The 24,051-nt window shown below is 54.4% G+C and carries 16 protein-coding genes; 11 read left to right on the top strand and 5 right to left on the bottom strand.

Annotated features, from left to right (window positions below; genetic code table 11):
* Positions 1–208: 208 nt before the first annotated feature.
* Positions 209–3,427: an efflux RND transporter permease subunit gene (locus tag Q31a_RS00940; protein WP_145072680.1), complete on the bottom strand. Its 3,219-nt coding sequence runs from the start codon at positions 3,425–3,427 to the stop codon at positions 209–211.
* Between the two features lie 50 nt (positions 3,428–3,477).
* Positions 3,478–4,707 (bottom strand): efflux RND transporter periplasmic adaptor subunit, encoded by a 1,230-nt coding sequence (locus Q31a_RS00935; protein WP_197355987.1) that lies wholly within the window; start codon positions 4,705–4,707, stop codon positions 3,478–3,480.
* A 529-nt stretch (positions 4,708–5,236) separates the two neighbouring features.
* Between Q31a_RS00935 and Q31a_RS31055 the strand changes: the two genes are divergently transcribed.
* Complete coding sequence (locus tag Q31a_RS31055) at positions 5,237–5,365, top strand: hypothetical protein (RefSeq protein ID WP_261342699.1); 129 nt, start codon at positions 5,237–5,239, stop codon at positions 5,363–5,365.
* 119 nt (positions 5,366–5,484) lie between these two features.
* Here the strand turns inward: Q31a_RS31055 and Q31a_RS00930 are convergent, their stop codons facing one another.
* Positions 5,485–6,606 carry a sialidase family protein gene (locus tag Q31a_RS00930; protein WP_145072676.1) on the bottom strand — a complete coding sequence of 374 codons (1,122 nt, stop codon included), beginning with the start codon at positions 6,604–6,606 and terminating at the stop codon, positions 5,485–5,487.
* Positions 6,607–6,643: 37 nt separating this feature from the next.
* Positions 6,644–7,921 carry an alpha/beta hydrolase family protein gene (locus tag Q31a_RS00925; protein ID WP_145072674.1) on the bottom strand — a complete coding sequence of 426 codons (1,278 nt, stop codon included), beginning with the start codon at positions 7,919–7,921 and terminating at the stop codon, positions 6,644–6,646.
* A 487-nt stretch (positions 7,922–8,408) separates the two neighbouring features.
* On the opposite strand from Q31a_RS00925, the gene Q31a_RS00920 reads away from it, so the two are divergent.
* From Q31a_RS00920 to Q31a_RS00910, 3 genes are all read left to right on the top strand, one after another.
* Positions 8,409–9,119, top strand: coding sequence for an SdpI family protein (locus Q31a_RS00920; protein ID WP_145072673.1), 711 nt, complete (start codon positions 8,409–8,411; stop codon positions 9,117–9,119).
* Positions 9,120–9,173: 54 nt separating this feature from the next.
* Positions 9,174–9,389, top strand: a complete 216-nt coding sequence (locus Q31a_RS00915; protein WP_145072671.1) for a hypothetical protein — start codon at positions 9,174–9,176, stop codon at positions 9,387–9,389.
* 261 nt (positions 9,390–9,650) lie between these two features.
* A complete protein-coding gene (locus Q31a_RS00910; RefSeq protein ID WP_145072669.1) occupies positions 9,651–10,289 on the top strand; it encodes a hypothetical protein in 639 nt (212 codons plus the stop codon).
* A 536-nt stretch (positions 10,290–10,825) separates the two neighbouring features.
* Here Q31a_RS00910 and Q31a_RS00905 read toward each other — a convergent pair.
* Positions 10,826–12,118 carry an IS1182 family transposase gene (locus Q31a_RS00905; RefSeq protein WP_145072667.1) on the bottom strand — a complete coding sequence of 431 codons (1,293 nt, stop codon included), beginning with the start codon at positions 12,116–12,118 and terminating at the stop codon, positions 10,826–10,828.
* 1,454 nt (positions 12,119–13,572) lie between these two features.
* Between Q31a_RS00905 and Q31a_RS00900 the strand changes: the two genes are divergently transcribed.
* The 7 genes from Q31a_RS00900 to Q31a_RS00870 all read left to right on the top strand — a co-directional run bounded on the left by Q31a_RS00900 (position 13,573) and on the right by Q31a_RS00870 (position 23,987).
* On the top strand, positions 13,573–14,127 hold the full coding sequence (locus Q31a_RS00900; protein WP_145072665.1) for a PEP-CTERM sorting domain-containing protein: 555 nt from the start codon (positions 13,573–13,575) through the stop codon (positions 14,125–14,127).
* A 575-nt stretch (positions 14,128–14,702) separates the two neighbouring features.
* Positions 14,703–15,575, top strand: a complete 873-nt coding sequence (locus tag Q31a_RS00895) for an alpha/beta hydrolase (protein WP_145072663.1) — start codon at positions 14,703–14,705, stop codon at positions 15,573–15,575.
* A 247-nt stretch (positions 15,576–15,822) separates the two neighbouring features.
* Positions 15,823–16,215 (top strand): YciI family protein, encoded by a 393-nt coding sequence (locus Q31a_RS00890; RefSeq protein WP_145072661.1) that lies wholly within the window; start codon positions 15,823–15,825, stop codon positions 16,213–16,215.
* 212 nt (positions 16,216–16,427) lie between these two features.
* The gene (locus tag Q31a_RS00885; protein ID WP_145072659.1) at positions 16,428–17,924 is read left to right on the top strand and encodes a hypothetical protein; all 1,497 of its coding nucleotides are present in this window, start codon (positions 16,428–16,430) and stop codon (positions 17,922–17,924) included.
* Between the two features lie 1,021 nt (positions 17,925–18,945).
* Positions 18,946–21,069, top strand: a complete 2,124-nt coding sequence (locus Q31a_RS00880; protein WP_145072657.1) for a DUF1592 domain-containing protein — start codon at positions 18,946–18,948, stop codon at positions 21,067–21,069.
* Positions 21,066–22,415, top strand: coding sequence for a DUF1552 domain-containing protein (locus Q31a_RS00875; RefSeq protein ID WP_145072655.1), 1,350 nt, complete (start codon positions 21,066–21,068; stop codon positions 22,413–22,415). The genes Q31a_RS00880 and Q31a_RS00875 overlap by 4 nt, the downstream gene beginning before the upstream one ends.
* A gap of 102 nt (positions 22,416–22,517) precedes the next feature.
* Complete coding sequence (locus Q31a_RS00870) at positions 22,518–23,987, top strand: sulfatase family protein (RefSeq protein ID WP_231691015.1); 1,470 nt, start codon at positions 22,518–22,520, stop codon at positions 23,985–23,987.
* Positions 23,988–24,051 lie beyond the last annotated feature (64 nt).

Raw genomic sequence — 24,051 nt, 5'->3', positions numbered from 1 at the left:
CCCGCCCTATGGTGGCTGGTGGATCCGGGAACCCGCCGTGAAGCCGAGTCTAGCGTCGTTGCTGCAAAAGCGTGAGTCGCGCTCCGATGCTTGGGTTGAAACCGTAAATGAGATTCAACCAACAAGCCGTACAGAAAGGGTTATCGAAGCCTCAGGTCGAACGTTGCCTACTTTTATGAACTTTAACCGAATTGAGTTGAGAGCGGCTTTACTTGCGCGGAAGCATGCAACGCGATACAAGGTTTTTTACAAGCACGGCGAAGTCATCAAAGAAGGTGTAAAGTACGGGAATGGCAATGAGGGTCAGAACGAGTGAGAGAGTCTGGCCACCAGCTGCCAACACAGCGATCGAGCGGCGTTCTTCGGCACCGGGCCCCGTTGCGATCAACAACGGCAACAGTCCGGCGACAAACGAAAGGGTCGTCATCAAAATCGGTCGAAGGCGGTCGCGATTGGCTTGCATAATCGCGACGTGCCGCTCAAGCCCCTGGGAACGCAAGGCGTTGGTATGGTCCACCTGCAAGATCGCCGCCTTCTTGACCACGCCAAACAGCACCAGGATTCCAAGCGCAGAATAGAGATTTAGGGTCTCCCCCCCCCAGTACAAACTGAGCAAGCCGAACGGAACCGCCAGTGGCAAGGACAGCAAGATGATCAGCGGATAGACCAAATTTTCGTACTGGGCTGCTAAAACGATGTACATAAACACAAACGACATGAGAAAGGTCCAGCCAAAGTCGCTGATCGTACGCTCCAACTCCCGGCCACCACCGAGCGCCTCGCCACTAAACCCAGGCGGAAATCCAATCTCTTGCGCCGCTTGCTTCATCGCCTCGGTCCGATCGCCCAGTGCATACCCGGCGGCCACATTCGCGCGAACCGCAACCATGCGAGAACGGCTGAGTCGATCGATTCGCGACGCTGCGGTATTGACTTCAAAATTGACGACATTATCGATCCTAGTCAACGATGGTACGCCGCGCTCTGAAGCCATTGAGGCCGCTTGCCCCGAAGTGTTGGTCCTGGCAATTGGATTGGTGCGAACGTACAACTGCGAGATCGAAGGGATATCGTGACGGTCCAACCCAATCAAACGCAATTCGACGTCATAGGCATCCCCCGCGGATCGATCTAGGTACCGCGAAACACGGTCATCACCGCCCACAGCGACCTGCAATGTTTCCGCAATTTCGCGAACTTCAACGCCCAGCGCAGCTGCACGCTCGCGATCGATCGACACCAGCAACTCGGGGTTATCGATCTGCAGCGTAGAGTAGACATCCACGATTCCTGGAATTGTCTCGGCCTTCTTGCGCAACTTTTCACTAAACTCGAGCAACTGTTCAGCATCTGGCCCCGTGATCGCAAAATCGATATCGACCGGAGCTCCCTGCCGCAAGGAGGTCAAATTGCGAACGGAGATCCGCACGTCGTCGAGCTTCCCAAGCTTCTTGCGGACCTCTCCCATCTTGTCGCGCTGACTAAAATTATCGCGAAATGCTGCTTGGGGGTCGCCGGCGAGCAGTCCTTCCCACAATCGCCCCAACGAAAACGTACGTAGGCTGCTATCCATCAATCGCACATAAATTTGGGCGCGATTCACATCGCCATAGCCGCTTGTCCCTACCGACGCTAAGACCGTTTCGATCCCTTCGACGCTGTTCAAAATGGCTTCGACACGATCGATCGTCTCCCGCATCGCCAGAATACTAGCTCCGGGCCTTGCCTCAGCTCGGATTTCGAATTCCGATTCATCGACATTCAGCGGAACGTAGTCTCGGCGCACCCACTGGCTCAGCGGATAATTCGATGCGATCACCAAGACCACCAATACCAAGACGGCCCAGCGGAAACGCAGCGCAACGGCGAGCAACCTGAGATAGGAACTTTCGACTAAACCGTACAAACCACGCCGAGAACTGGGGGCGGATACAGCCTCGCTCTTGGGGGCCGGTCGCAGTAGCTTGCTACACATCATGGGGGTTAGCGAGAAGCTAATCAACATCGAGATCAAGATGGCAACGGTCGCTGTGATTCCAAACTCAAATAGCAAACGTCCTGTCACACTAGAAAGAAAGGAGACGGGTAGGAAGACAATCACCAGCGAGAGCGTGGTCGCCAGCACCGCCAGCCCTATTTCTTTCGTCCCTTTGACGGCAGCTTCCGCTGGCTCCATCCCCAACTCTTCGATACAGCGAAACACGTTCTCCAGCACCACGATCGCATCGTCAATAACGACTCCGACCATTAGCACTAGTGCCAGCATGGTGACATTATTCAGAGTAAACCCGAACCACTTCATGAAGGCAAAGGTGGCAATGATTGAGGCAGGGATGGCGACGGATGCGATGATCGTGGAACGCCACGATCGCATGAACAGCAACACCGTCAGGCAAGCCAGAATGCTTCCCGAGACCAAATGCCGCTCAATTTCATGCAAGGCTTCGACGATATACCGCGATTGATCCTGAATAATCTCAACATGCACATCTGCTGGCAATAACGCGTCACACCTGGGCAGCGCCGCCTTGACTCCCTCAATCACAGCAACCGTGTTCTGACCACTCTGTCGCTGGACTTGCAAGACCACGGCGGGTGTCCCGTTGAGCCGTGCGAGCGTCCGCACCTCTTTGGTCGCGTCAGCCGCCTGCCCAAGATCGCCGAGACGAATCGCCGTATCGCCAACCGTGGCGACAACCAAGTCCGAAAAACCACTCGATTCAGCAATGCGTCCCAGTGTCCGCACGGAACGTTCGCGCTGCCCTTCATCCATCCGTCCTCCGGGCACTTCTGCATTTTGCCTTGCTAAGGCATCGCGAACTTGCAGAATCGAGATCCCGTAGGCGGCTAAGCGGTTGGCATCAATGTCAACTTGGATCGCACGATCTGCCGCTCCCGCGATCTGCACCTGCCCTACACCTCGCGCCGACTCAATCACATTTTTCACGTAGCGATCCGCCAACACATACAACTCGCGAGGCGAGCGAGGGCCGGAGACGGCAAGTGTCAGAATGGGCGAAGAATCCAAGTCCTGCTTCTGAATGATCGGCGGATCGATGCCGGAGGGCAAGCGATTTAAAATACTGGCGACCGCATCGCGAACATCTTGGATCGCAGAGTCAATGTCACGATCCAATTGCACCGTAATAATCACGAACGAGCGACCATCCGCTGAGATCGAACGCAATTCGTCAATCCCAGCGACCGTAGCGACCGCGTCTTCTAGAACCGAGCTGACTTCCGATTCGACTTCTTCTGCCGCCGCTCCCACGTAGGTCGTGCGGATGTAAATCTGCGGTAAATCAAGGTTCGGAAAGCGATCCACGCCCAGTTGTGGAAAGGCGACGACGCCAGCCACCACCAGCGCCGTGATGAGCATCAACGCAAAAACCGGACGCTTTACACAAACCTCGGCAAGCCAATACACAATGCAACACTTCCAGGAGAGGAATCGGGGTAGGCATCCAATCGGTGATTTTAAGGAGCAACGGCGGTGGAAACTGCCGCGTTAGAAATTCTCGCAGGATCGATTTTTGCAATGCGGCCCTGCTCGGCGTCCAGCAGAATTGCGTCGCCGGGCGACAGTCCTCGCACGACTTCCCAAAAGGTACCTCGTCGCGAACCGATTTGCACCTCTTGCTCTACCGTCACTCCATCGACGATTTTCCAGGCCTTGGTCGCTCCCGCAAACTCAGTAATTGCCGACGCAGGCACAACCAGTGCTACCGCGTCGGGATTGGTCTCGACATCCGCTTCGGCGAACAGACCGGCGCGCAGCGTGTGTTCGGTGTTGTCGAGCAAGGCTTCGAATGTGAGTGCTCGGCTCTGTTGATCCAGCGCCGGACTAACCCGCGAAATCTTCGCTTCGCGAGGTTCCGCCAGCGATTCAATCTTCAGAGTTACACTCTGCCCGATGGCTATCGATTGCGAGTAGCGTTCAGGGACCGTGCCGCGGAAGCGGAGGGGATTGGTGCGTACGATTGTCGCCACCGACTGGCCAACCGACACGTAGGTTCCTGGAGCTACGAGGCGGTTCAGGACAAATCCATCCATGGGGCTGCTAATGACGGTGTCCTTGAATCTCTCTCGCGCGACAGCCAACTGAACTTGATTCACCTGGATCAAGGCAATTTTCTCGCGAACACCGTTGACGGCCGCAGCATAACGTGCCTCGGCAACTCGCTCTGCAGCAGCGGCGATGTCAATCTCCCGCTGCGAGATTGCATTCGAACTGGTGACCGAAGTAAAACGCTTTAAACTGCTTTGCGCCTCTTCCCACAGCGCACGCTCCTGCCGGACGGGTGGCGCGTTGACAGGATCCAATTTTTCGATCGGGTCCCCTTCAAGCAATCCGACCGACGACCGCGATTGCAAAAGCTGCGCCTCGGCGATTTGGACCTGCAAGCGAAAATCTTCTTGATCGAGGGTAACCAGCGGGTCTCCCAGGTTCAACACATCCCCAACATCGCCATGCACCTTGGCAACGCGACCGGCCACTTTTGCCCCCACTACCGATTGCTCGTCGGCATACAAACTCCCTTGGCTGCGAACCGTTTGAGGCCATGGGCTCAACTCAAGAGTAAGCACCTCTGCGTCGAGCGTTTCAAGGGACTTCGCCGCGGATTCAGGCTGGGGGGATTTTGCCGCGGGGCAGCCCACCAAAACCAAAACGCTCAACAGCGTAAATGTGGTAAATCGAGTATTCATAGTGCGATTAGTCAGGAAGGGGGCGAGACAGGCGGGACACTCACACTCTGGGAGGTTCATCCCTCCAATTCACGGCTCAAGCGATCTATTGTACTTCGCGCCTTGACCGTCCGTTACTCCCCCCAGCCCAATCCCTCTCCATTTGCAGTACGATTCGCCGCACGAGCCCTGTGACGATTGCCACTTCGACTTCGCAGAGTGGTGGTGAACCGACTCGCAACTCCCTTCACTCTCCAGCAGCACTCTGCCAAAGGGGCCTCGGCATCCTTTTCCCACAATCCCATGCATTTAATTGCACGAAACCAACCGACCCTACTCATGCTCGGTCCCTAGAACAGCACACTTGGGCGGGTGTTTGGATTACGAGTGCCGTTTCGCTGACTGACAATAGCTGCGTGCAAACGACTAAGAGAAACCGGTTCAAAGGTGGGGGAAACGCCCTGGGGCGAGAGGGCAGGGGGGGACCGACCTTACTTCCTCGTAATGTACCTGATAAAGGCCTCACTCCTTGCTCGATTGCAATGGCAGCGTGAACCCGAAATCGCTCCAACTCGGCAAGCAAGCGCTCGGCGTTCAACTGGCGGCCCCACTCTTTGGGATGCACACCATCGAGCAAGAGATTGCTGACCGCTCGCCCAGTCTGATTTCCCGCGCCTAAAACAGGTGATCGACATCCACCAACGGTACACCCTCCGCCTTGGCAAGCTGGCGAACCGCTGCCGCACAATCGCGGAGATGGACGTTGAGGCATCGTCGGTATGATCTCCCCAGCTCGCGTTATCTAACCAAATCTTTCTCGTTCAATCGAACGCGCACATTCCCCTGCATCGTTGTCAGCCAAAGTTCGCCTGGCTGGTATTCGAAGAGGTAGGGATACGCCAGCCACCGCCTCTTTTTGGAAGCGGCCGGAAGCGTACACCGCGCAACTACGATCGGTTCCGACCAAGTTGTGCCATCATCGTCCGACAACGCCAACGACAGTTCCTCTCGATAATTGCTCACGGGCGTATCTGACCACAATCCGTCTCCGCCGCTCATCTCCCATTCGGATTGTCCCTCAGGAAACGGTCGGTTCCAAACCAAAAGCAAGCGCCCACTTTGCAGGCGTTGCAACAGTCCGGGCGAACTGCTGGCAGCGATTCCTGAAGGTTGAATAACGCGCCAAAAGCGGCCGCCATCGTGAGAATAGGCCGACCAGAACTCGCCCCAATTCGTCCGAATCAACATCCACAATCGGCCATCAGGCAATTCCGTCAAGGTGGGCTCGGTTACTCCGCCATGATGGCCTTGTCCGCCAAGGTCGATCAGGTTGCTTGCCTTCCAGGTTTTGCCATCGTCGGTGGATGAATAGGTCAACACAGCGTGCCGCCCGGGATCGTGCTGCATCTTCATCGCGGTGAAGATAATGCGGCCCTCCTTCGTCTGAATCATGTCGCGCACTGCGCCAGACCATTCATCGTGCAACTTCGTTACATGCCCCCACGTCTCTCCATCATCCTCACTGCGCATCACCCAAGTCGGTAGACTGGCATGCGGCGCGTCATGAATGGCATCACTCCAAGTCCAGTTGCGCTCATTCAGATTCATAAAAGCAGCGATGATCGTGCCGTCTGCAGTTCGGATCATAGCGCGTTCATTACTAACCTTGATATTTTTCTCAGTTGCGCCGTCCAGCGGCCGCGGCTCAGACCAAGAATGCCCTCCATCTTCGCTAAGGAAAGTGGCATTACCACTGATGGCCAACACCTGGCCGTCGGAAACATGCACGAAAGGCCCCAGCATCTCCGTGGGCAGTGGGGAGACGCGGGAATCCAGCCAAACCTCGGCCTCTTGGGCGCGGATTGCCCCGGCCACAATCAGCAGTAATGGAATGCAGGGGAGTAATGCTGAGATGTTCATGCTGCTTAATTGGGTTGGTGTTGCCAGGACAAGTGGTTCAACGAAATCCTACTTCCGTAGAGACCAGGGCGCCTCGTTCGTCGACAAGCGTCACTAGCCAGGTATTGGCTTCGAGAGGCAAGCCCGCCACAGTAACCTTCCCATCCCCAACCTCTCCCTCGACCGTCTCCCACTCCCGATCGGACCGAAGTCCCGTATCTGTGGTGAAAAGCAACGCGGAGCGGATGATTTTCGTTTCGGATTGAAAGGGGACCGTCACCGTCCCACTGTCGCTGATGTGCATGCGGCCAACGGTTGCCAGCGGGGTTGTCCCTTTCAAAACGGAATCAATAAAGATCTGAATTTCAGGCGGATTCCAGCCCGACACATGACTGTGACTCATGCGCGGCTCGATGCGAATCGTGCGCGGTCCCTGAACTTTGACATAAGACTTGGCATAGCTATCAAGCACATAGACAATGTCGTGCGTTCCGTTGACCCACAGCATCGGCACCGTGCATTTCCCTAAGTGACTCCCTGGATCGTAGGCGGCGACCCAGGCATCCCGGCGATCGCCAAGCCGATCAATGGAAGGCTTTTGAACCGATTCTCCTTCATGCAAGAATCCACATCCGTACACGGGAACGGCAGCTTTGAATCGATCATCGAGCGACGCAGTTATGCAAGTCGTATAGCCTCCCCAGCTAATTCCTGTCACCGCCGTTCGCTCGGCATCCACTTCCGGAAAACTGCGTATCAAAGTGTGAGCTCGCATCGTATTGGCGACAGCATGGTAGGGCCAATCGTTGTCGATTCTCCCACCGATGCTGTCAAACTTTCCGGCATGGCCATCGGCAATGCCACCTTTCTGCAGCTTAATTCGAGTGGCTTTGCTGTGCCCCGCGTATGGCTCTAGGTTTCCAGCATCATCGAATTGAGGGCTGGGAGGTCGACGACCGCCAAGATCCATGGCTATCGCAGCGTATCCACGATTGGCCCACATCCAAGCCCAATCGGCGAAGGCCGTTCCGCCACCTCCATGGAGCAGTACGATGCCAGGGAATTTTTCATCACTGGTACTTATCCCCAAAGTCTTGGGCGATGCATAAAAGGCAAAGACCTCCGTCGCTTGGCCGTCCACCCTCTCTCCCTCGTAGATCAACGACTGGATCTTCGCCGTGGGATCTTCGATTCGATAGCTGGGAATTTCCGACTTCAAACGCTCGATCGGCCAGACGCCCGGCGTTTCCTCGCTCAGGCCACCCTCAGCTTGAACCACGGAATCGGTCAGAAAGAAGACGAACAATGTCGTCAGAAGTAATCGCTGGAGCATCATCAAGGGCTCACTATCTTCTGGAAGGATGTTTTTCAACAGGCGGGGGAAATGCGTGCTCTGAGCTTCCCGAGCAACGGAGAATCCGAAAGGGTTCTCGCAGAACAGAAATATAGGCACGCACAAGCGGGCCTCTAGTTTATCAAACTCTTGCTCACCGCACCGACATATATGCACACAGATTTGTTTCTAAATCGTTTCGGCGGCCAAGCCGGCAGTACTAGCCCCTCCTCCTCAATACCGTGCCGCTTGCGTATCGAGGCTGCCCTACTCACCCTTGGGAGTGGAATGCCACTGATGTCCCAGGAAAGGCATCCAACACTCGCCGGCGCGCGGCCACGGAACCACTGCCCCGATCCGATACACTACAGGTGCCCCTTCATTTCACTGCTGCGAAATCTCGAAATAAATTACAAGACGGATTCTTCACCAGCGAACAGACTTCGGCACCCCTTATCGATCTACCTAGTTACAGGTGAGCGACTGAAACATGACATTTCGAATTCACTGGAAACGCGAATCTTGGATGCTGGCCATCATCGCCTCCATGTTTCTATACGCTTCCGCAGCCTGGCAAGCAGCTCCCGATTCGATGCCAGTCCACTGGAATCTTGCAGGGAAAGTCGACCGATATGGCGGACGAATTGAAGGACTACTCCTACTGCCGCTCATCGCCCTAGGCCTCCACCTGCTACTACTCGTTTTACCCAAGTTGGATCCGAGTAAAGCGAACCACCCATCGTTCGATGAAACCTATGGCTTCGTTCGACTACTCACCTTGTTGTTTCTTGTCGCGATCTATGCTGTTACGCAATTGGCTGCGTTTGGATTCAACGTCGACGTTGGCCTACTGGTGGGATTGGCGGTAGGCGGCTTATTCATTCTGCTCGGTAGGATCATGGGCAAGCTCCGGCCCAACGGGTTCGTAGGCATTCGCACTCCCTGGACACTGTCTAGCCATCAATCGTGGAAGAAGACCCATCGAATCGGCGGCTGGCTGTTTCTATTTCAGGGCGCACTGATGATTGTGCTCGGATGCACCAAATCGACGATCGCTCTATGGGCTTTCCTAATCACCATGCTCGTGTCGTCAGTCGCGCTGGTCGTTTACTCTTACATCATCTGGCGGTCTGATCCTCACAAAGCTTCGCCGTTCAATGCCACTCCCGTCGCCCCCAAAGATCTAGAAGACTTGCCCTAAATCGGCCTGAGCCAATCACGCCCACATCGATTGCGCGCCGGAGTTCCTCCTCGAGTGCGCATCTTTGCCGCTCGTACCAAGCCACGAACGGTTCTTCGCAAAACGGTAAACGATTTCGTGGAACGCTTGTTCGGTGGTGAGACCATGCCTCTCGTTCGACATCTGATCGAGAAACGAGGCAGCCAAGCCATACAAGTTCGCCCCCAGCGACGTTCCAACGAGATTGAAAGTGGAATGCATTGGAAACAGGAACGCGTCATTGGAAGTTGAATGAGCCAGGCTTTTCCCTTGAATGGCAGTGCAATACTGCACATTCGTGTCCGCCACATCATGGCCCACCAGGTTGCTACCGCGATCCAGTAGAATTGCATGGAACCTGGCTGGGCTCAACGGGTAGAGCGTAGTCTAAGCTACCCTCAGTCGGATTGTGGGTTGGCTGGTATGCTCCGTTTTCACGCTACAAAATGTCGTAGCATGCATGCGTTATGATAATACTGAAATCCACTAGTAACATTTTCCGGGAGCTCAAACATGCCAATGCGCGAAACTAAGGACCAGCCATCGCAAGAAGACCGGCCTGACCTATCGCGGCCAACTGTTGGCAACAAGCCTCTCTCCTCCTCAGCTCAATCCACACCAAGCCCGGTAAACCAGGATCACGCGGTAGACGACAACGAAGAACCACTGATGGATTTAGAAATCAAGGGAAGCGGCCGCGAGCTATCGAGTGCGGCCCTACAACTGTTGAGCGAGGGAAGGTCGCGATTCCGAACAGTCGACGTATTTGATTTCGTTCCCTGCAACTACGAGATGTTCTGGGATTTCCTCGACGCGCAGCCCCGAGGCAGGTTTTGTGAATATGGCAGTGGATTTGGAATCGCGACAGGCCTAGCAGAATTGCTCGGATTCGAAGCTCTCGGGATTGAACTTTCCCCAGACCTAGTAACGGCCTCGCACGATCTACTGACCTCGCAGGGCCTGAAAAGTCGCATTGAGCAAGGAGACTACCTCAAACGCCGCGACATGGCGGACATCTATTTTACCTACGCGTGGCCCAGTCATATGCATCTGGTAGAACAACATTTTTCCGAAATTGCCCAACCCCATGCGAAGTTACTGTACTGTCACGGGCAAGACGACATCCGCTGCAAAGTTCTCCGCCCTAGCTAGCTAAGCAGCAGGATAGCCCCAATACTGTTCGGCACAGAATTTAGGGTTGGCGGTTCGACGCATTTCAAAGATGAAAGTTTTGGCGAACTCGTTGGACTAGCCAAATAGATCGCGTGCTGACGGCTTGAGGCCTCCTATATGCCGTTGCCCGGGAAAAGGTGTCCAAATCAACTTGAAGCAGCGACCAGCCATCCTGTTCACCGGCTTGTTAAAATCGCAACCCGCGGCGTGACGGGCTGTTGATTTAATCGCAATTTGAATTTTAGCGCGGAGGTAGCATCCTTAATTGCCTTGTAGCGGAGGTTATCTTTCCTTGCTCGCGCGGCGGGTTACTATTTCAACAGCCCGTCACGCAGCTAGGCTGTGAAGTTTTTTCACCAACGGACTCTTTTGGTATTCCAACCACGAAATTTTTTCGAATTGGCGGCTGAAAGTCTTACTGGGTCGGATTGTTGGCCAGCAAGTTAGCTCGTGTCCATCATGCTCATCTCTTCGAGTTGTGTTATTTCTCAACCAAGCGGTTGCCTTGCAACTGCTTAGCTTGCCAAGGCCCCCAGGTTTACCATGCGTGTGAAGTTAAAGGCCACGGCATGCCATAGCGCTACCGCTTTGACCTTCACCAGTCCTCGAACTTTGAATTGCCGAAGGTTCCGATTGCGGCAGTCCGCATTGGGAAATTCGGCAACCGACGGGCGCGTCTTGTAAAGCTCTTTGTATTCCTCTTTGGCCATTCTCGCGCGAAACGCTGTGTATTCGTCGCTTTCGCCAGGTTGCTGCGCGTGAGGATCTTTGCCTTTGCTTTCCAATACCGATCCACGGGGGATCGTGGAGACGACTTCGGTCCCTTTAGACTCCACGGTCTTAACATCGCCCTTGGTTGCGTAAGCGGAATCGACCAATTGCGTCTTGGGTGTCTTGTCGTAAGTTGAGCACACTTTCTCGTGCATTGGTGCCATTTGGCCACTGTCAGTTCCCGAGTTGATAACATCGACAGCGACTATTACTCGCGAGTCAGCATCGGTTGCGAACTGGACGTTGAAGGCCGGATCGAAGCCACCATTGGCCATCTTCATATTACGGGCGTCAGGGTCCGTAGTGCTCACGCGAGTCTTTTCGCCGTCACCTTTTCTCCGAGACTCGCGCTGCTTACTAAGCTCCTCAAACTGTCGCAAAGCCTCATCTAATCGCTCTTGACGCTCACGCGATGCTCGTTCGACTGCCGCTTGGCGACGTGCGTCTCCATCGGAACGATCGCATTCGTTCTCGGATTCTTTCTTCAATCTATCTACGTGAGCCTGAGCCTGCTGCTGCAATGACTCAAGCGTCGGCTTGCGGCGAAACGAACTACTGCCTGCACTAGCCCGAACGCGCATTCCGTCTTGGGCAATGGTCTCCAGGGGCACCAGACCTTGGGCGACCAACGAGGCAACCGTGTCAACGAGCGTCTTCTCCAAGAATGCTCCGTTCTCCACTCGAAAGTCGCTCAACGTGTGATAATTGACCGTGACATTTCCGAGCGTCCATAAATAGGCTATGTCCGTCTCGCATCGGCGACCAAGTTCTCGGGCTGTGCCGATGCCATCCAAGGTTGCCAGAAGCCACAGTGAAACCAGTATCTCCGGCGCAATACTATTGCGGCCAACGGTGCTCTTGGTGACAACGATCTTTTCATACAGAGGTTCTAGGTCCAACGTTTTGACAAACGACCAGACAATGCGAGCACGATGGTCGCGCGGAAGCATATCTTCAAGTGAAAGCATGTGCATTTCCACTTGAATACGATGGGGGCGGGAAACACGAGCAAGCTGCGATGGTTTTTGAGTATTCATGCTATAGTTGTAGCGCCCAAAATTAATTTGCAAACCACTTGGCTAAAAATTCACAGCCTAAGCGGGTTACTATTTCAACAGCCCGGTGAGCAAGGACAGGCGATTACCGCTGCAGGGCAATTTAGAAACGCTACCTCCGCGTTCAAACTTTAATCGCTATTAAATCAACAAGCCGTCACGCGGCGGGTTACAAATCCAACAGGTCAACAGCTACGGAGTAGCGACCCTATGTCGCCTAGGGCGGCGAAAACGAGTCCCACGAGGTTGACGCGTACCCCGGGTTACAAATCGAATGGAGTGGCGACCGAACAGGTGATTTAGCCTCACACACCATTGGCTCGAATCTCCTCCGGGACCTTCGGAGTACGTTTGTATTTCAGCGGAAGAGCGGAATCATCCACCGAAGTTTTCGCAGCCATAGTACATAGTTCAGTGAGGCAGCCAGATGCGCTCACGACGCCGCCACACCGATAGGCGTACGGTCCCTAGATTTACTGCACAAAACCGTGCTAATTCGAGCATCTCCAGTCGATGCAAATTCCGTGCCGAACAGTATTGACTCTGTTCCAATGGGGCGTGTTTTTCTGCGTATATCTTTCCGTCAAATCCTCTTTACGTCCTCTTGACGGAAACGTTCGCCCAATGGGGCAATGCCTTTTATTCGCGTACTTCGCATTTTTCGCGGTTCCATCCCCTGTATAGCAGTTCCTTAGTCGAAGTCGGCTACCAATTGAACGTAGTCACCGCGTCATGAATAATCGGGCAGCTCTTGCTCCTCACGTACTTCCGAAGTGAAGTACAGACAGGTCAGCCATCTGCGGCATGGCAGGGGATTCAAATGGGCAGAGCATTCTTTGTTACATGTAAATGAAAGGAGGCCTGAGATTTTACCGAATAGGAGCGTCAAAAAAGGTAAATCGCTTGATTGCTGGATATTTTGAGATTAGTATGCACTCTATGTTCAATGGCGAATACTATCCTCAGAGAACGCCAAATCAACGATCATTGCCGAGAATTTCTGCTGGCAAGCCCAATGCCTCACTCCATCTCATTCAAAATTCAAGTACTCGTAGCAGTGCTTATGTTTGCCTTTTGCGAACCCTGTTCCGGGGGAATAATGGCTGGTTTGAGATGGGAAAGCGGGAATACCGAATGCCAAGCGGCCAGCTCTGGTAAGATTCCAGTGAAAGGCGTGCCTATTCTTCAGCAGCCGGACCGAGAATTTTCGGTTGTGCCTGAGACGGAGACGCTCCGCAATGGCGGCGCTGCTGTATTAAATCCAGGAGTCTCCGTTTCTGCTCAGATGCCATTTCGTGCGTGCCCTCCCGTCCGCGACTGCGGCGTCTTTGAAAAACACATTCTGGAAATACTAAGGCCTAGTTAGACGTTGTCGATTCTCAATCAAAAATTATCTATGTTCGAGAATGACGTCTAGTTTCTTAAAGGTATTAGTAATGAAGAAAATTTTATTAGCAGCGTTGATTGTATTCGCAACTTCTGCAAGCCAGGTTCAAGCAGCCATTATCGGCTCGGCTATTGCCATCCCCGATGCGGAAGTACTAATTGATTTTAACAACACCGGCTTAGACTGGACCTACGCGGGACCGGTTGCCCCAAATGAATTTGGTCCTGGTCAGATTGAGGCGCCTTCGTTCCGGGCAGCGGAGGGCTGGCGATTCGCGACTCTCGCGGAATGGGCGATCAAGCCGATTTGGGAAGACTTCACCAAACCGGGTCAGGCAACCCCCTCCGCTGCAGGTGGATACAGCAACCATTCGGTTTACAGATTTACCAGTGAGTACTGGAGTAATTTCACTCATGTGGACCTTAATAATGCAAACGATGGAAGGATTACGAACGGTTCCGATATCGGGAGCTTGAATAATGTCTGGGAAACGTGGTATGTGCGCGATACCCGGGTTGCAACAGTTCCCGAACCCGCTTCTCTGGCCATCTGGGGTTTCGGTGTGGCCTGCATGAGCGTCAGTCTGCGTAGGCGTCGAAACTAGTCGATGCAGTTTTCGAGTTTCGAGATTTCACGAACGGGTGCCCCCTGAGCACCCGTTTCTATTTCCGCCCGACAGCAAGACGTCAGAGTCGTGGTGGCGTGATACTGCCAGCGTACGTACGACGCCACATGCTTTCGACTCTATCGGGCGGCGCGTCCCCCTGCGGACAGACCAATTTCCTCGAGAAACTTATCAAGAGGACGGTCCACTTCAGTGGCGCGAGACTCCGGTATTGCTAGCTAAGACCGTTGCCTGGTGCCACTCCATGGCAATGTGCTCTGTACGCCTGGGACAACCTCAGGGAAGTTCAGAGCGTTCTTCGCACTTACTTCTCATTTTCTCGGATTTCGCATTTTTCGCAGTCCCATCCCCTGTATTGCTGCCGTTCAACGGGGTCGATTCTACAACCGCGAAAGAGTCGAAATATGCGAAACGAAGGGAAATTGGTACAGGACAATCTGAACGCGGCGTAGCGCGTTGAGTCCAGCGATTGGCTGTAGAAGACCTTCAGCAGTTGAGTACTCCAGCAGGTACAATGGCCAGGAAATTCAATTCTCCATGAGGTTCTTCGCGATATGAAACGTCTACTCTCGTTTTGCTTGGTCCTAAGCCTGTCGGTTTCCGGTGCAGTCCAATTGTGGGCCGCCGATGCGCCCGACCAGATTCCGCTGTGGTCGGAAGGTGCCCCTGGTTCCGTCGAGCGGATGAACGAGCCGGAAAAGTGGGAGGGGACCAACCTCTCCAATGTGCATCACCCGTCGATCACCCCCTACCTACCGGCCGAGGGAAAGTCCACGGGCACCGCCATTTTGATCGCTCCTGGCGGTGGCCATCAAAAACTCTGCTTGGGGCACGAAGGCGATTCCCTGGGAGAATGGTTTGCCAAGCATGGCATCGCTGCGTTCGTGATGCGATATCGACTTTGTCGCGAACCGAACTCTCCCTACACGCTGGAGGGGGACGCCATGGATGACACGCGGCGAGCCATCCGCATGGTGCGGGCCAATGCCGAGGCTTGGAAGATCGATCCGCAGCGCATCGGCATCGTGGGCTTCTCGGCCGGAGGCGAATTGGCCGCCTACGCGGCGATGCATCCCGAGGAGGGCGACCCGCAAAGCGATGATCCCATCGAAAGGGTCAGTAGCCGCCCCGACTTTCAAGGGCTGATCTACCCTGGAAAATCGAGCACTTTTACTGTCGAATCGGGAATGCCACCCGCATTCATCGCATTCGGCTTTCACGATCGCGATGACATTTCCATCGGCATGGCCCAAGTCTATTTGCAGTACAAGCAAGCCGAGGTGCCCTGCGAAATGCATGTCTATAGCAACGCTGGGCACGGATTTGGATTCCGTCCCGACTCGACCAATGCGGCCGGCGATTGGCCACAACGCATGTGTGATTGGCTGGTCGACACCAAGCTATTAGCAAAGAAGAGCAAGCCGTGATCCCAATCCTCTGAGCCAACGTGAACTTCCTGCAGTATTTGCCCCCTAGTCGTTCGAAGAACTGCATGCGGGACTGGCTGCGACGTCCGCTGGGGAACAAACCCGCACGCGGCGAAGTGGTCGACAATACGGTGCATTTCCCACAATCCCCAGACTCAGCGTCGATCCTGCTCACTGCCATTCGATGAACTCCCTAGTGGACTTAGTTTGGTTCGCAGTTCGGGTACCAATAGAATCGGAGTTCGAAATGAAATTTGTATGCTTGGGTTTCATCGAAGAATCGAAGCTGGAGGCAGTTTCTCCAGAGGAAGGGCAACGCATGATGGATGAGTGTTTTGCCTACGACGATGAGCTACGGCGGGGCGGGCACTTTCTGGGCGGAGAAGCACTGCAATCAGCACGAAACGCAGTCACGCTGAGAATGAAGAATGGCGCTGTCGATGTGACCGATGGGCCATACGTTGAAACCAAGGAAATGCTGGGCGGAATCCTGCTGTTGGAGGCTCGCGACTTGAATCATGCGATCGCACTGATGTCGAATCATCCCGGAGTAAGGATGGGACCGTTCGAAATACGCCCTGCCGATGAAGCAATCAACAAGCTGATTGCCGATCGGGATGCCGCTGTCGGCAACGGGTAGACGCCTCAATGCCTAGTGCATCGAATCCCCTAGTGCACCGAAACGGGAAGGGCACTCCAAACAATGGCCCTCTCCCCTGTTTCGCTGCGGGAAATTGAACAGCCCGCAGAACATTTCAACCTGCAGCACCAGAGCCCGGTTCGCCAGTCCCTGCCCACCGCAGACTCCAAATTTAGCATTCGCATCAAGTACGATCTCGGAGCCCCATCGCCATGTTGGTCTGCAGCTTGCACCTTCAACGCACAAGATTCACTTGCCTACCGGTAGTCTTCGCTTTCCTGTGCACTGGGCTCCTATCCCACGAAGCGAATGCAATCGATCCAGCCGAAGCGGCAACAGCATGGTTCGACAAGGTTCTTAGCGGAGAAGTCGTTTTGACGGCTCAGCCATCAGGGACTGACGCAAGCGAGGCCCCGCACTTGGAATTGTCTACAAATAGCCAAGAGGCCGCTAGCGAGTTCGCAGTCACGCTATGGCAGGCATACCGAGATGCCGCAACAACCCAGGGCTGGCAACAACAAATCCCGCAACCCTCGCGAGTTGGGCGGACCACATCCTCTGGCCAAAGTGCTCCATCAACTCCACCCACGCAATCAATCGATATCATTGAAATGGAATCAAGCGATGGGCAAAGAATGCCATGTTGCTTACTCCAAAAGGGAGACAAGCCGCCCAATGGCTGGCCGCTGTTCATCTGCATGCACGGTGGAGGCAAGTATTTTGGGAAAGAGAAACTGACGGACCCTCACGGCTGGATGGTCAATTCACGCGAATTCACAACTCAGATTGCGTTGGCGAGGAAGGTGTACCAACCGGACGGAATGTACTTTGTGCCGCGAATGGCAGACGACAATCGAGGACGCTGGTTCCATCAACATAACCTCGAACTTTTTCAACGGCTGATTCGTGGCTGCATCCTGTTCTACGACGTCGATCCAAACCGCGTTTACATCACAGGCATTTCTCAAGGTGGCTACGGCACGGGGCACCTCGCCCCGCTACTCGCCGATCGTTTTGCGGCCGCCAGCCCCATGGCAGGAGGCGCCGAGGTCGTCTACGAGAATCTCCGCAATTTGCCATTCCGTTCGGAAATTGGCGAACACGACACGATGTACCGGCGAATAGAATTGGCTCAAAAGACGCATGAAAAATTGGAAGAACTTCATCAATCCGACCCTGGCGGCTACTCCCACTTGCTTTCGATCCAAAAAGGGAAGGGCCATGGAATTGACTACTCTCCAGTTCCCAATTGGCTGTCCGAGCATACCCGAAATCCTTATCCACAGCGCGTGGTGTGGCGGTGTCACGAAAAGGATGGCTTCTACAATCCCCACTTCTATTGGCTATCGGTCACTGAAGTGCCCAGCAGCGGATATTATCACATCATCGCCGAGATTGACCGGGAAACCCAAACCATCGAAATCAATGCTCACCAGAACCCAGGAGGTAAAGCGGAAGAAGGTGATATCACAGCCAATCAACCGTTGTCCAGCACCGATCTTGTGGTCCATCTGAATGACCAACTGCTCGACCTGGACGAGCCATTCGTGATCAAGGTGAATGGGCAAGTGCAGTTTAGCGGGATTCGAGCGCGTACCCCGAGCACCATGGCTAGAAACTTAGCCATCCGTGGCGATTTAAACTATGCCTTTCCAGTAGACATTGTTTTGAAACTGCATGAGACCCCCCAAGCCGAGCCGGCTCATTGATCCGGTACTGGATCCGATGCCGACTCTCCGTCTGCCGCCTGAGTCTCCTGCTCAAAGGACCGGATAAACGACGCATAAACGACCGGGAGAATCGTCGCATTGCTCTGATTCTTCGGTACATCTGATCGCTATTGCTTACTGGTGGGTTGCTCCGAGTTCGCACACCCATCCCTTCCGACACAAGACCGCCCTTTGCGATGCGCACATCGAACCGGGCACTTGCTGGCTCTGCCCTGACTGCGGAAAAAAAAGCAGGTTTCCGCTAGGACGATTCTGATATCTTTTTGGGGAAAACTTCCATCCCACAGCAGTGGGCCTTTGGATTCCATTGCGGCAGGCAGCTATCGACGGGCTCGCTCCAGACAGCCGCGATGCGCAAGCCAGCGGGAATTTCACCTCCCTCCATTACCAGCTTGTCGAATGAGTAACCTTTTCGATTCCAATGCCGAAACAGCAGCTCGAATAACACGGCAGTTGGCAGCGACTCCAGACTTGTCGATGCGGCGGAATACGATCGAGGTAGGTGGCTGGCCGAGTACCGCCCAACCTTTGGCACATGAAAATACTCTAGCTCAAAGCGGGCACCTCTCGGGAAAATGCCCATCCGGTCCAAGAACGCAAGCATATTTACCTCCGAAGGTTTCAAACAGATGGCCTTCCGCACCAGTGCTTCACTCGCTGAATTTACGTTCCCACTGCATCAGCCGAACAATTAGGCATCGATTTAACGAGTGTCATTCGCCCCCACAAGCGTTCCAGGGCGTTGGCTGTCAACAGCATGCGATGGACAAGGTCGTGCTTCGCCCTCACACATCTTCCCCGCCTGCATGAGCTGGCGATCGGAATTTTGCGCAAACGATCGGGACAACGCAGTATTGTCTGAAAACCGGTCACAACGATGATCTGGGCAAAGGAATGGCATTTATGCCGAAATGCGCTGGCAACCTTGCTAGACTGAAGGAGGCTGGAATTTGCACAGCATCTGCCCATTCTTTATTCGCACCTTCAGACCGGTACTACGATGCGACATGCCGAAACACCGTCGATCGAGTCGTTTCACCCCACTGAGATCTTGTTGTGCGCGGTCCTAGTCGTTAGTTGGCTGAATCTCCCGAGTTCGAACGTCTTTGCGGTTGAAAGCAATGCGTTCTCCCAAGTCCTCGCACCAGCCATCCGAGAGCATTGCTCAAACTGCCATGGAGCGGGCGAGGACTCCGAGGGAGGTTTGGACCTCCTGGAAATGAATACCGACAGTTTGGGCGAACGCGTTGAATTGGTACGCAGCCTGATTCGTGTCCTCGATCTCCAAGAGATGCCTCCCGAGGCCGAACCCCCGCTCGATTCCGAGCTACGGCAGAGCTTAGTCACGGGATTGACCGCCGTGCTCCATGCATCGCTTACCAAACAACCGCGATTTTCTCACACGCCGATGCGACGGATGAACCGCTTTCAATACAACAATGCGGTCACCGACTTATTCGGATTGAAGTGCATCGTCTTCACGCTACCGGAGCGTATGATGCGGGAACACAATGGGTACTTCAAGCCTGAGTCGGGAAAGATGGCCGACGTAGTTTCAGTTGGAAGTCGCCCACTGGGAAAATCGCAATTGATCGAGCCACGACTAGCCAATGTCGCCGCATTTCCGCAAGATTTGCGAGCGGAGCATGGATTTGACAATCGTGGTGATCATCTTTCCATGTCACCGCTCCTCATGGAGTCATTCTTGGCATTGGGGCAGTCAATCACGCAGAGTCCAGACTTCGATTCAAAGAATGTGGGGATTTGGGATGAGTTTTTTGCAGTCCCAACGGACTTGGAAACAATCCCTACCGAAGTGCGCCGCCGCCTAAAGCCGTTTCTCACCAAAGCCTTTCGACGACCGATTGTTGAGGAACAATTCGAGCGGTACGCGAGTTATGTATTGCGACGGCTCGATGCAGGAACCCCTTTCACCGAAGCAATGCAAGCGGTCGCAGCAGCAGCCATTGCCTCCCCCAGATTTCTCTACCTGTACGAGACCTCCCACGAGCGTGGGACGGTAGAAGAAGTTGACGACTTTGAACTCGCGTCGCGTCTATCCTTTTTTCTGTGGGGGAGTCTTCCCGACCAAAGTCTATTGGATTTGGCTGCTGCTGGAACGCTAAGTCGTCCAGACATTCTCGATCTACAAATCGAGCGAATGCTGAAAGACCATAAACTCAAGCGATTTTGCGACAGCTTCCCGACTCAATGGCTTCAACTCGACCGCATTATCTCCTCCATTCCAAGTCGGGAAAGATTCCCTCAGTTCTATTACCTCAAGTACCGTGACAGCATGCATATGATGCTCGAACCCTTGCTATTATTCGAGACAGTTCTGATCGAGAATCAATCGATCACGCAGCTCATCGATTCAGACTTCACCTATCGCTCCACTCTGCTCGAAGAAGCCTACCGGCCCACGAACGGCAAGCCGCAGCCGGGGAAGGGTGGCGAGGTGATGGCATTGCGTTTTCGTCGGATGCCTGTGACCGACCGCCGCGATGGCGGTGTCATCACCAACGCCGCGGTAATGACCATGACCTCCGGCCCCGAGCGAACGCAACCGATCACGCGGGGAGCTTGGATCGCCTCGGTCATCTTCAACAACCCACCCGATCCACCTCCAGCAGATGTGCCTGCATTGGATGAAACTCCTCCTGCAGGAGAGGAATCCCTTACGCTGCGTGAACGATTATCCATGCATCGGCAGCGTTCCGATTGCAAAGGCTGCCACGAGCAGATTGACCCGCTTGGATTTGCGCTTGAAAACTACGACCCCATCGGCGTATGGCGTGAAACGTATGAGAATGGCCGCGAGGTCGACATGGCTGGTAGACTCTTTCAGAAGCACGAATTTGTCAATGTGCTCGAATTCAAAGATGCGATACTTGCTGAGAAAGACCGTTTCGCGTTAGCGTTTGGCGAACACCTGCTTTCCTTTGCACTAGCCCGCGAGCTGGAGGCGGCCGATCACCTGGCTGCTGAACACATTGCTACAACGTGTGCTCAGGATGGTTACAAAATGCAGACCTTTCTCAAGCAAGTGATTCTAAGCAAACCCTTCCGCAGCAAGTGCACCCCTCTCACCTCCCCTCGGCATGCATCAGGACAGGAACCATGAAAATCCCTTCGCGACGCAATTTCCTCCGTGGGATAGGCGGTGCTGCATTAACATTACCTTGGATGGAAAGCATTTCTGCCGCAACTTCCGCCAGACAACCAGCGTTGAGAATGGCACATTTTTATGTGCCAATCGGCGTTGTCCGTCGCGGTTTCTTTCCTGGCGAAGCGGACAGCGTGATCCCAGAAGGGAATCTCGGCAATGTCATGAAGTCACTCGACAAGCAGAATCCAGACTTCTTCCAAAAGCCGCTCGAAGAACTCTCCGCCACGCTGCAACCACTGGCAAACTTCAAAAGCCAAATCAACCTCATCACCGGCATGGATCGAGTTTTCCAACAGGGGACCGACGTGCATGCACAGTGCGCGTCTTGCTACTTGAGCAGTGCAGTCCCCTACACGTTGCAGGGAACCGCTTGGCCGCTCAACCGGACCTTGGATCACATCGTCGCTGACCATGTCGCGGCGGAAACTTCGTTTCCCACGCTGGAGTTCAGTTGCAACAGTCATCAGGACAACAAAGAGTCGATCTACTTTGACAATATTTCCTGGTACGGGACGGGGCACGTCGCTCCGTCAATTCGTGATCCACGCAGAATGTACCACCGACTGTTTTCCACTCAGGAAATCGACCGCTATCGTGACGTCACCGACCTTGTCCTTGAGGATGCTAGATCGTTGAGGCGCGATCTGGGCTATGCCGATCAGCAGAAGTTTGCTGAGTATTTCGATTCCATCCGCGCGATCGAAAACCAAATGAATCGCCTCGAAAAGATGAAAACGGAGTTATCGAACGTCTCCTTGGACGAACCCTCGGCCGACTATCTACCGCGTGGTGAATACATTCGGCTCATGGGAGATTTGATGGTCGTCGCACTGCAGACCGGACTTACCAATGTAGCCACGTTCATGATTGGCCCCGAGCGGTGGGATACACCCTACATGTTCGAAGGGCTGTTCGACTCTCCACGAAGCCACCACCAGATGTCCCACAACCAAACGAAGATGATCGACGACCTCCTCAAAGTCGATCATTTTCACATGCAGCAATTTGCCTACCTCCTGGAAAAGATGAAGGCAATCGAGGAGGCCGAGGGAATGACACTGCTCGACAACACGCTGTTCACCTACGGGTCTGGCTTGGGCGACGGATCGACGCACCAGTACAATGATTTGCCCATCATCGTCGCGGGCGGAGGCCCCCGGCTAACTTCTGGACAACACATCAACATGCCGGAGGGGACCCCACTGGCCAATTTGTGGCTCACTCAAGCACAAATAATGGGCGCACCACTCAATCACTTTGCAGATAGCACCGGTACGATCGACGCACTACTCAGAACATAAGTATGCAAGATTCCAGCCCAAAAAATCGGCCAGGTTGCGGCTGTAGATCTCAATCGTGGTTGCTTCCCCCTCCCCCCACTTCTCGAGAGTAGACTGATTCCTATGAAGACGCTCCACAACTTCCTGATCGTGCTCATCGCCATTTTGGCATCTTGGACCAGCATGGGAGTTGCCGCCGACGCACCTCGGCCCAACGTCATCCTCATTTTCATCGACGACATGGGTTACGGCGATGTGGGATTCAATGGTGCAACGATCCCCCAAACTCCCAACCTCGATCGAATGGCGACCGAGGGGATGAAGTTCACCGACTTCTACGTGGGCTGTGCGGTTTGTTCGGGATCGAGAACCTCGTTACTCACGGGCTGCCACTACCAGCGGCTCAGCATGAATGCGGTGTTGTTCCCCAATAGCAACCGAGGTCTCCACCCCGACGAAGTCACTCTGGCCGATATGCTCAAAGAGGCCGGCTATCGCACCGCGTGCATTGGCAAATGGCACCTTGGTCACCTACCTCCTTGCCTACCAACTCATCAAGGATTTGATTCCTATTGGGGAATTCCCTACAGCAACGACATGTGGATCGACCCGGCCAATAAACTCTCTTCCGAGATCGTCCTCCGCGACGGCTTGGTTCTGGCGGACCTACAAGCCGGTCACAAGGCCAAAAACGTCGTACCCATCCTGCGAGACGAAGAGGTCATAGAATACCCTGCGGACCAGACGACGATCACACGTCGCTACACCGAGGAGGCGATTCGTTGGATCACGGAGAAACGCGAGGAGCCATTCTTTCTCTATCTCCCGCACACGATGGTTCACCTGCCACTGGCTGTATCCGAAGCATTCAACAATCCCGACAAGGACCTGATCACCAATGCGATCGAAGAGGTTGATTGGTCGGTTGGTGAGATTCTTCGAACGGTGCAATCGGCTGGAATAGACGACAACACTCTCATTGTATTCACTAGTGATAATGGAGCAGCGGTAGGCTCATCTCTTCCGCTTCGCGCTAGAAAGAGCAGCGTTTACGATGGGGGAATTCGAGAACCGACCTTGATGTGGTGGCCAGGAAAAATTCCGGCAGGAGCGGTTTGCCGGGAAGTGGCGGCCTCCATCGACATGATGCCCACGCTGGCTCGACTCTGTGGAGGCGAGCTCCCCGAGCGCAAGATTGACGGCCAAGACATTTGGCCATTGATGGCCGGGGTCGAGGGAGCCCAAAGTCCGCACGAGGCCTATGTCCTAATGCACGGTCCGGGTACCGTTCGCAGCGGAAAGTGGAAATTCTACCCATGGCAAGAGGGCAAAGGCAGGCAAGCTCGGGACAACGCAACGTGGCAACCCTCGGCCGATCCCTACCAACTCTACGATACCGTGGCCGATATTGGTGAAACCACCAATGTTGCGTCAGAGCACCCTCAGATCGTGCAGCGACTCAAGCGTGTCTATGAGGCACACGTTGCGGAAATCAAGGCCAACCGACGGCCAACCGCCGAGATGATCAGGCCGGGAAATGCGATTTCGCCCGAGCGACCGGGCAGGGTGGAGAAAACACCAGTTAAGAAGTAAAGCCCAATAGGCCAGTGCAAACTCAAGCGAGATGCAGGGGACACGCGTCTCCCGCTCCCCAGCC

The organism is Aureliella helgolandensis (assembly GCF_007752135.1).
Classification (GTDB): domain Bacteria; phylum Planctomycetota; class Planctomycetia; order Pirellulales; family Pirellulaceae; genus Aureliella; species Aureliella helgolandensis.
Note: the sequence above shows the minus strand (reverse complement) of the source record. Positions and strands in the feature narration are given on the sequence as shown.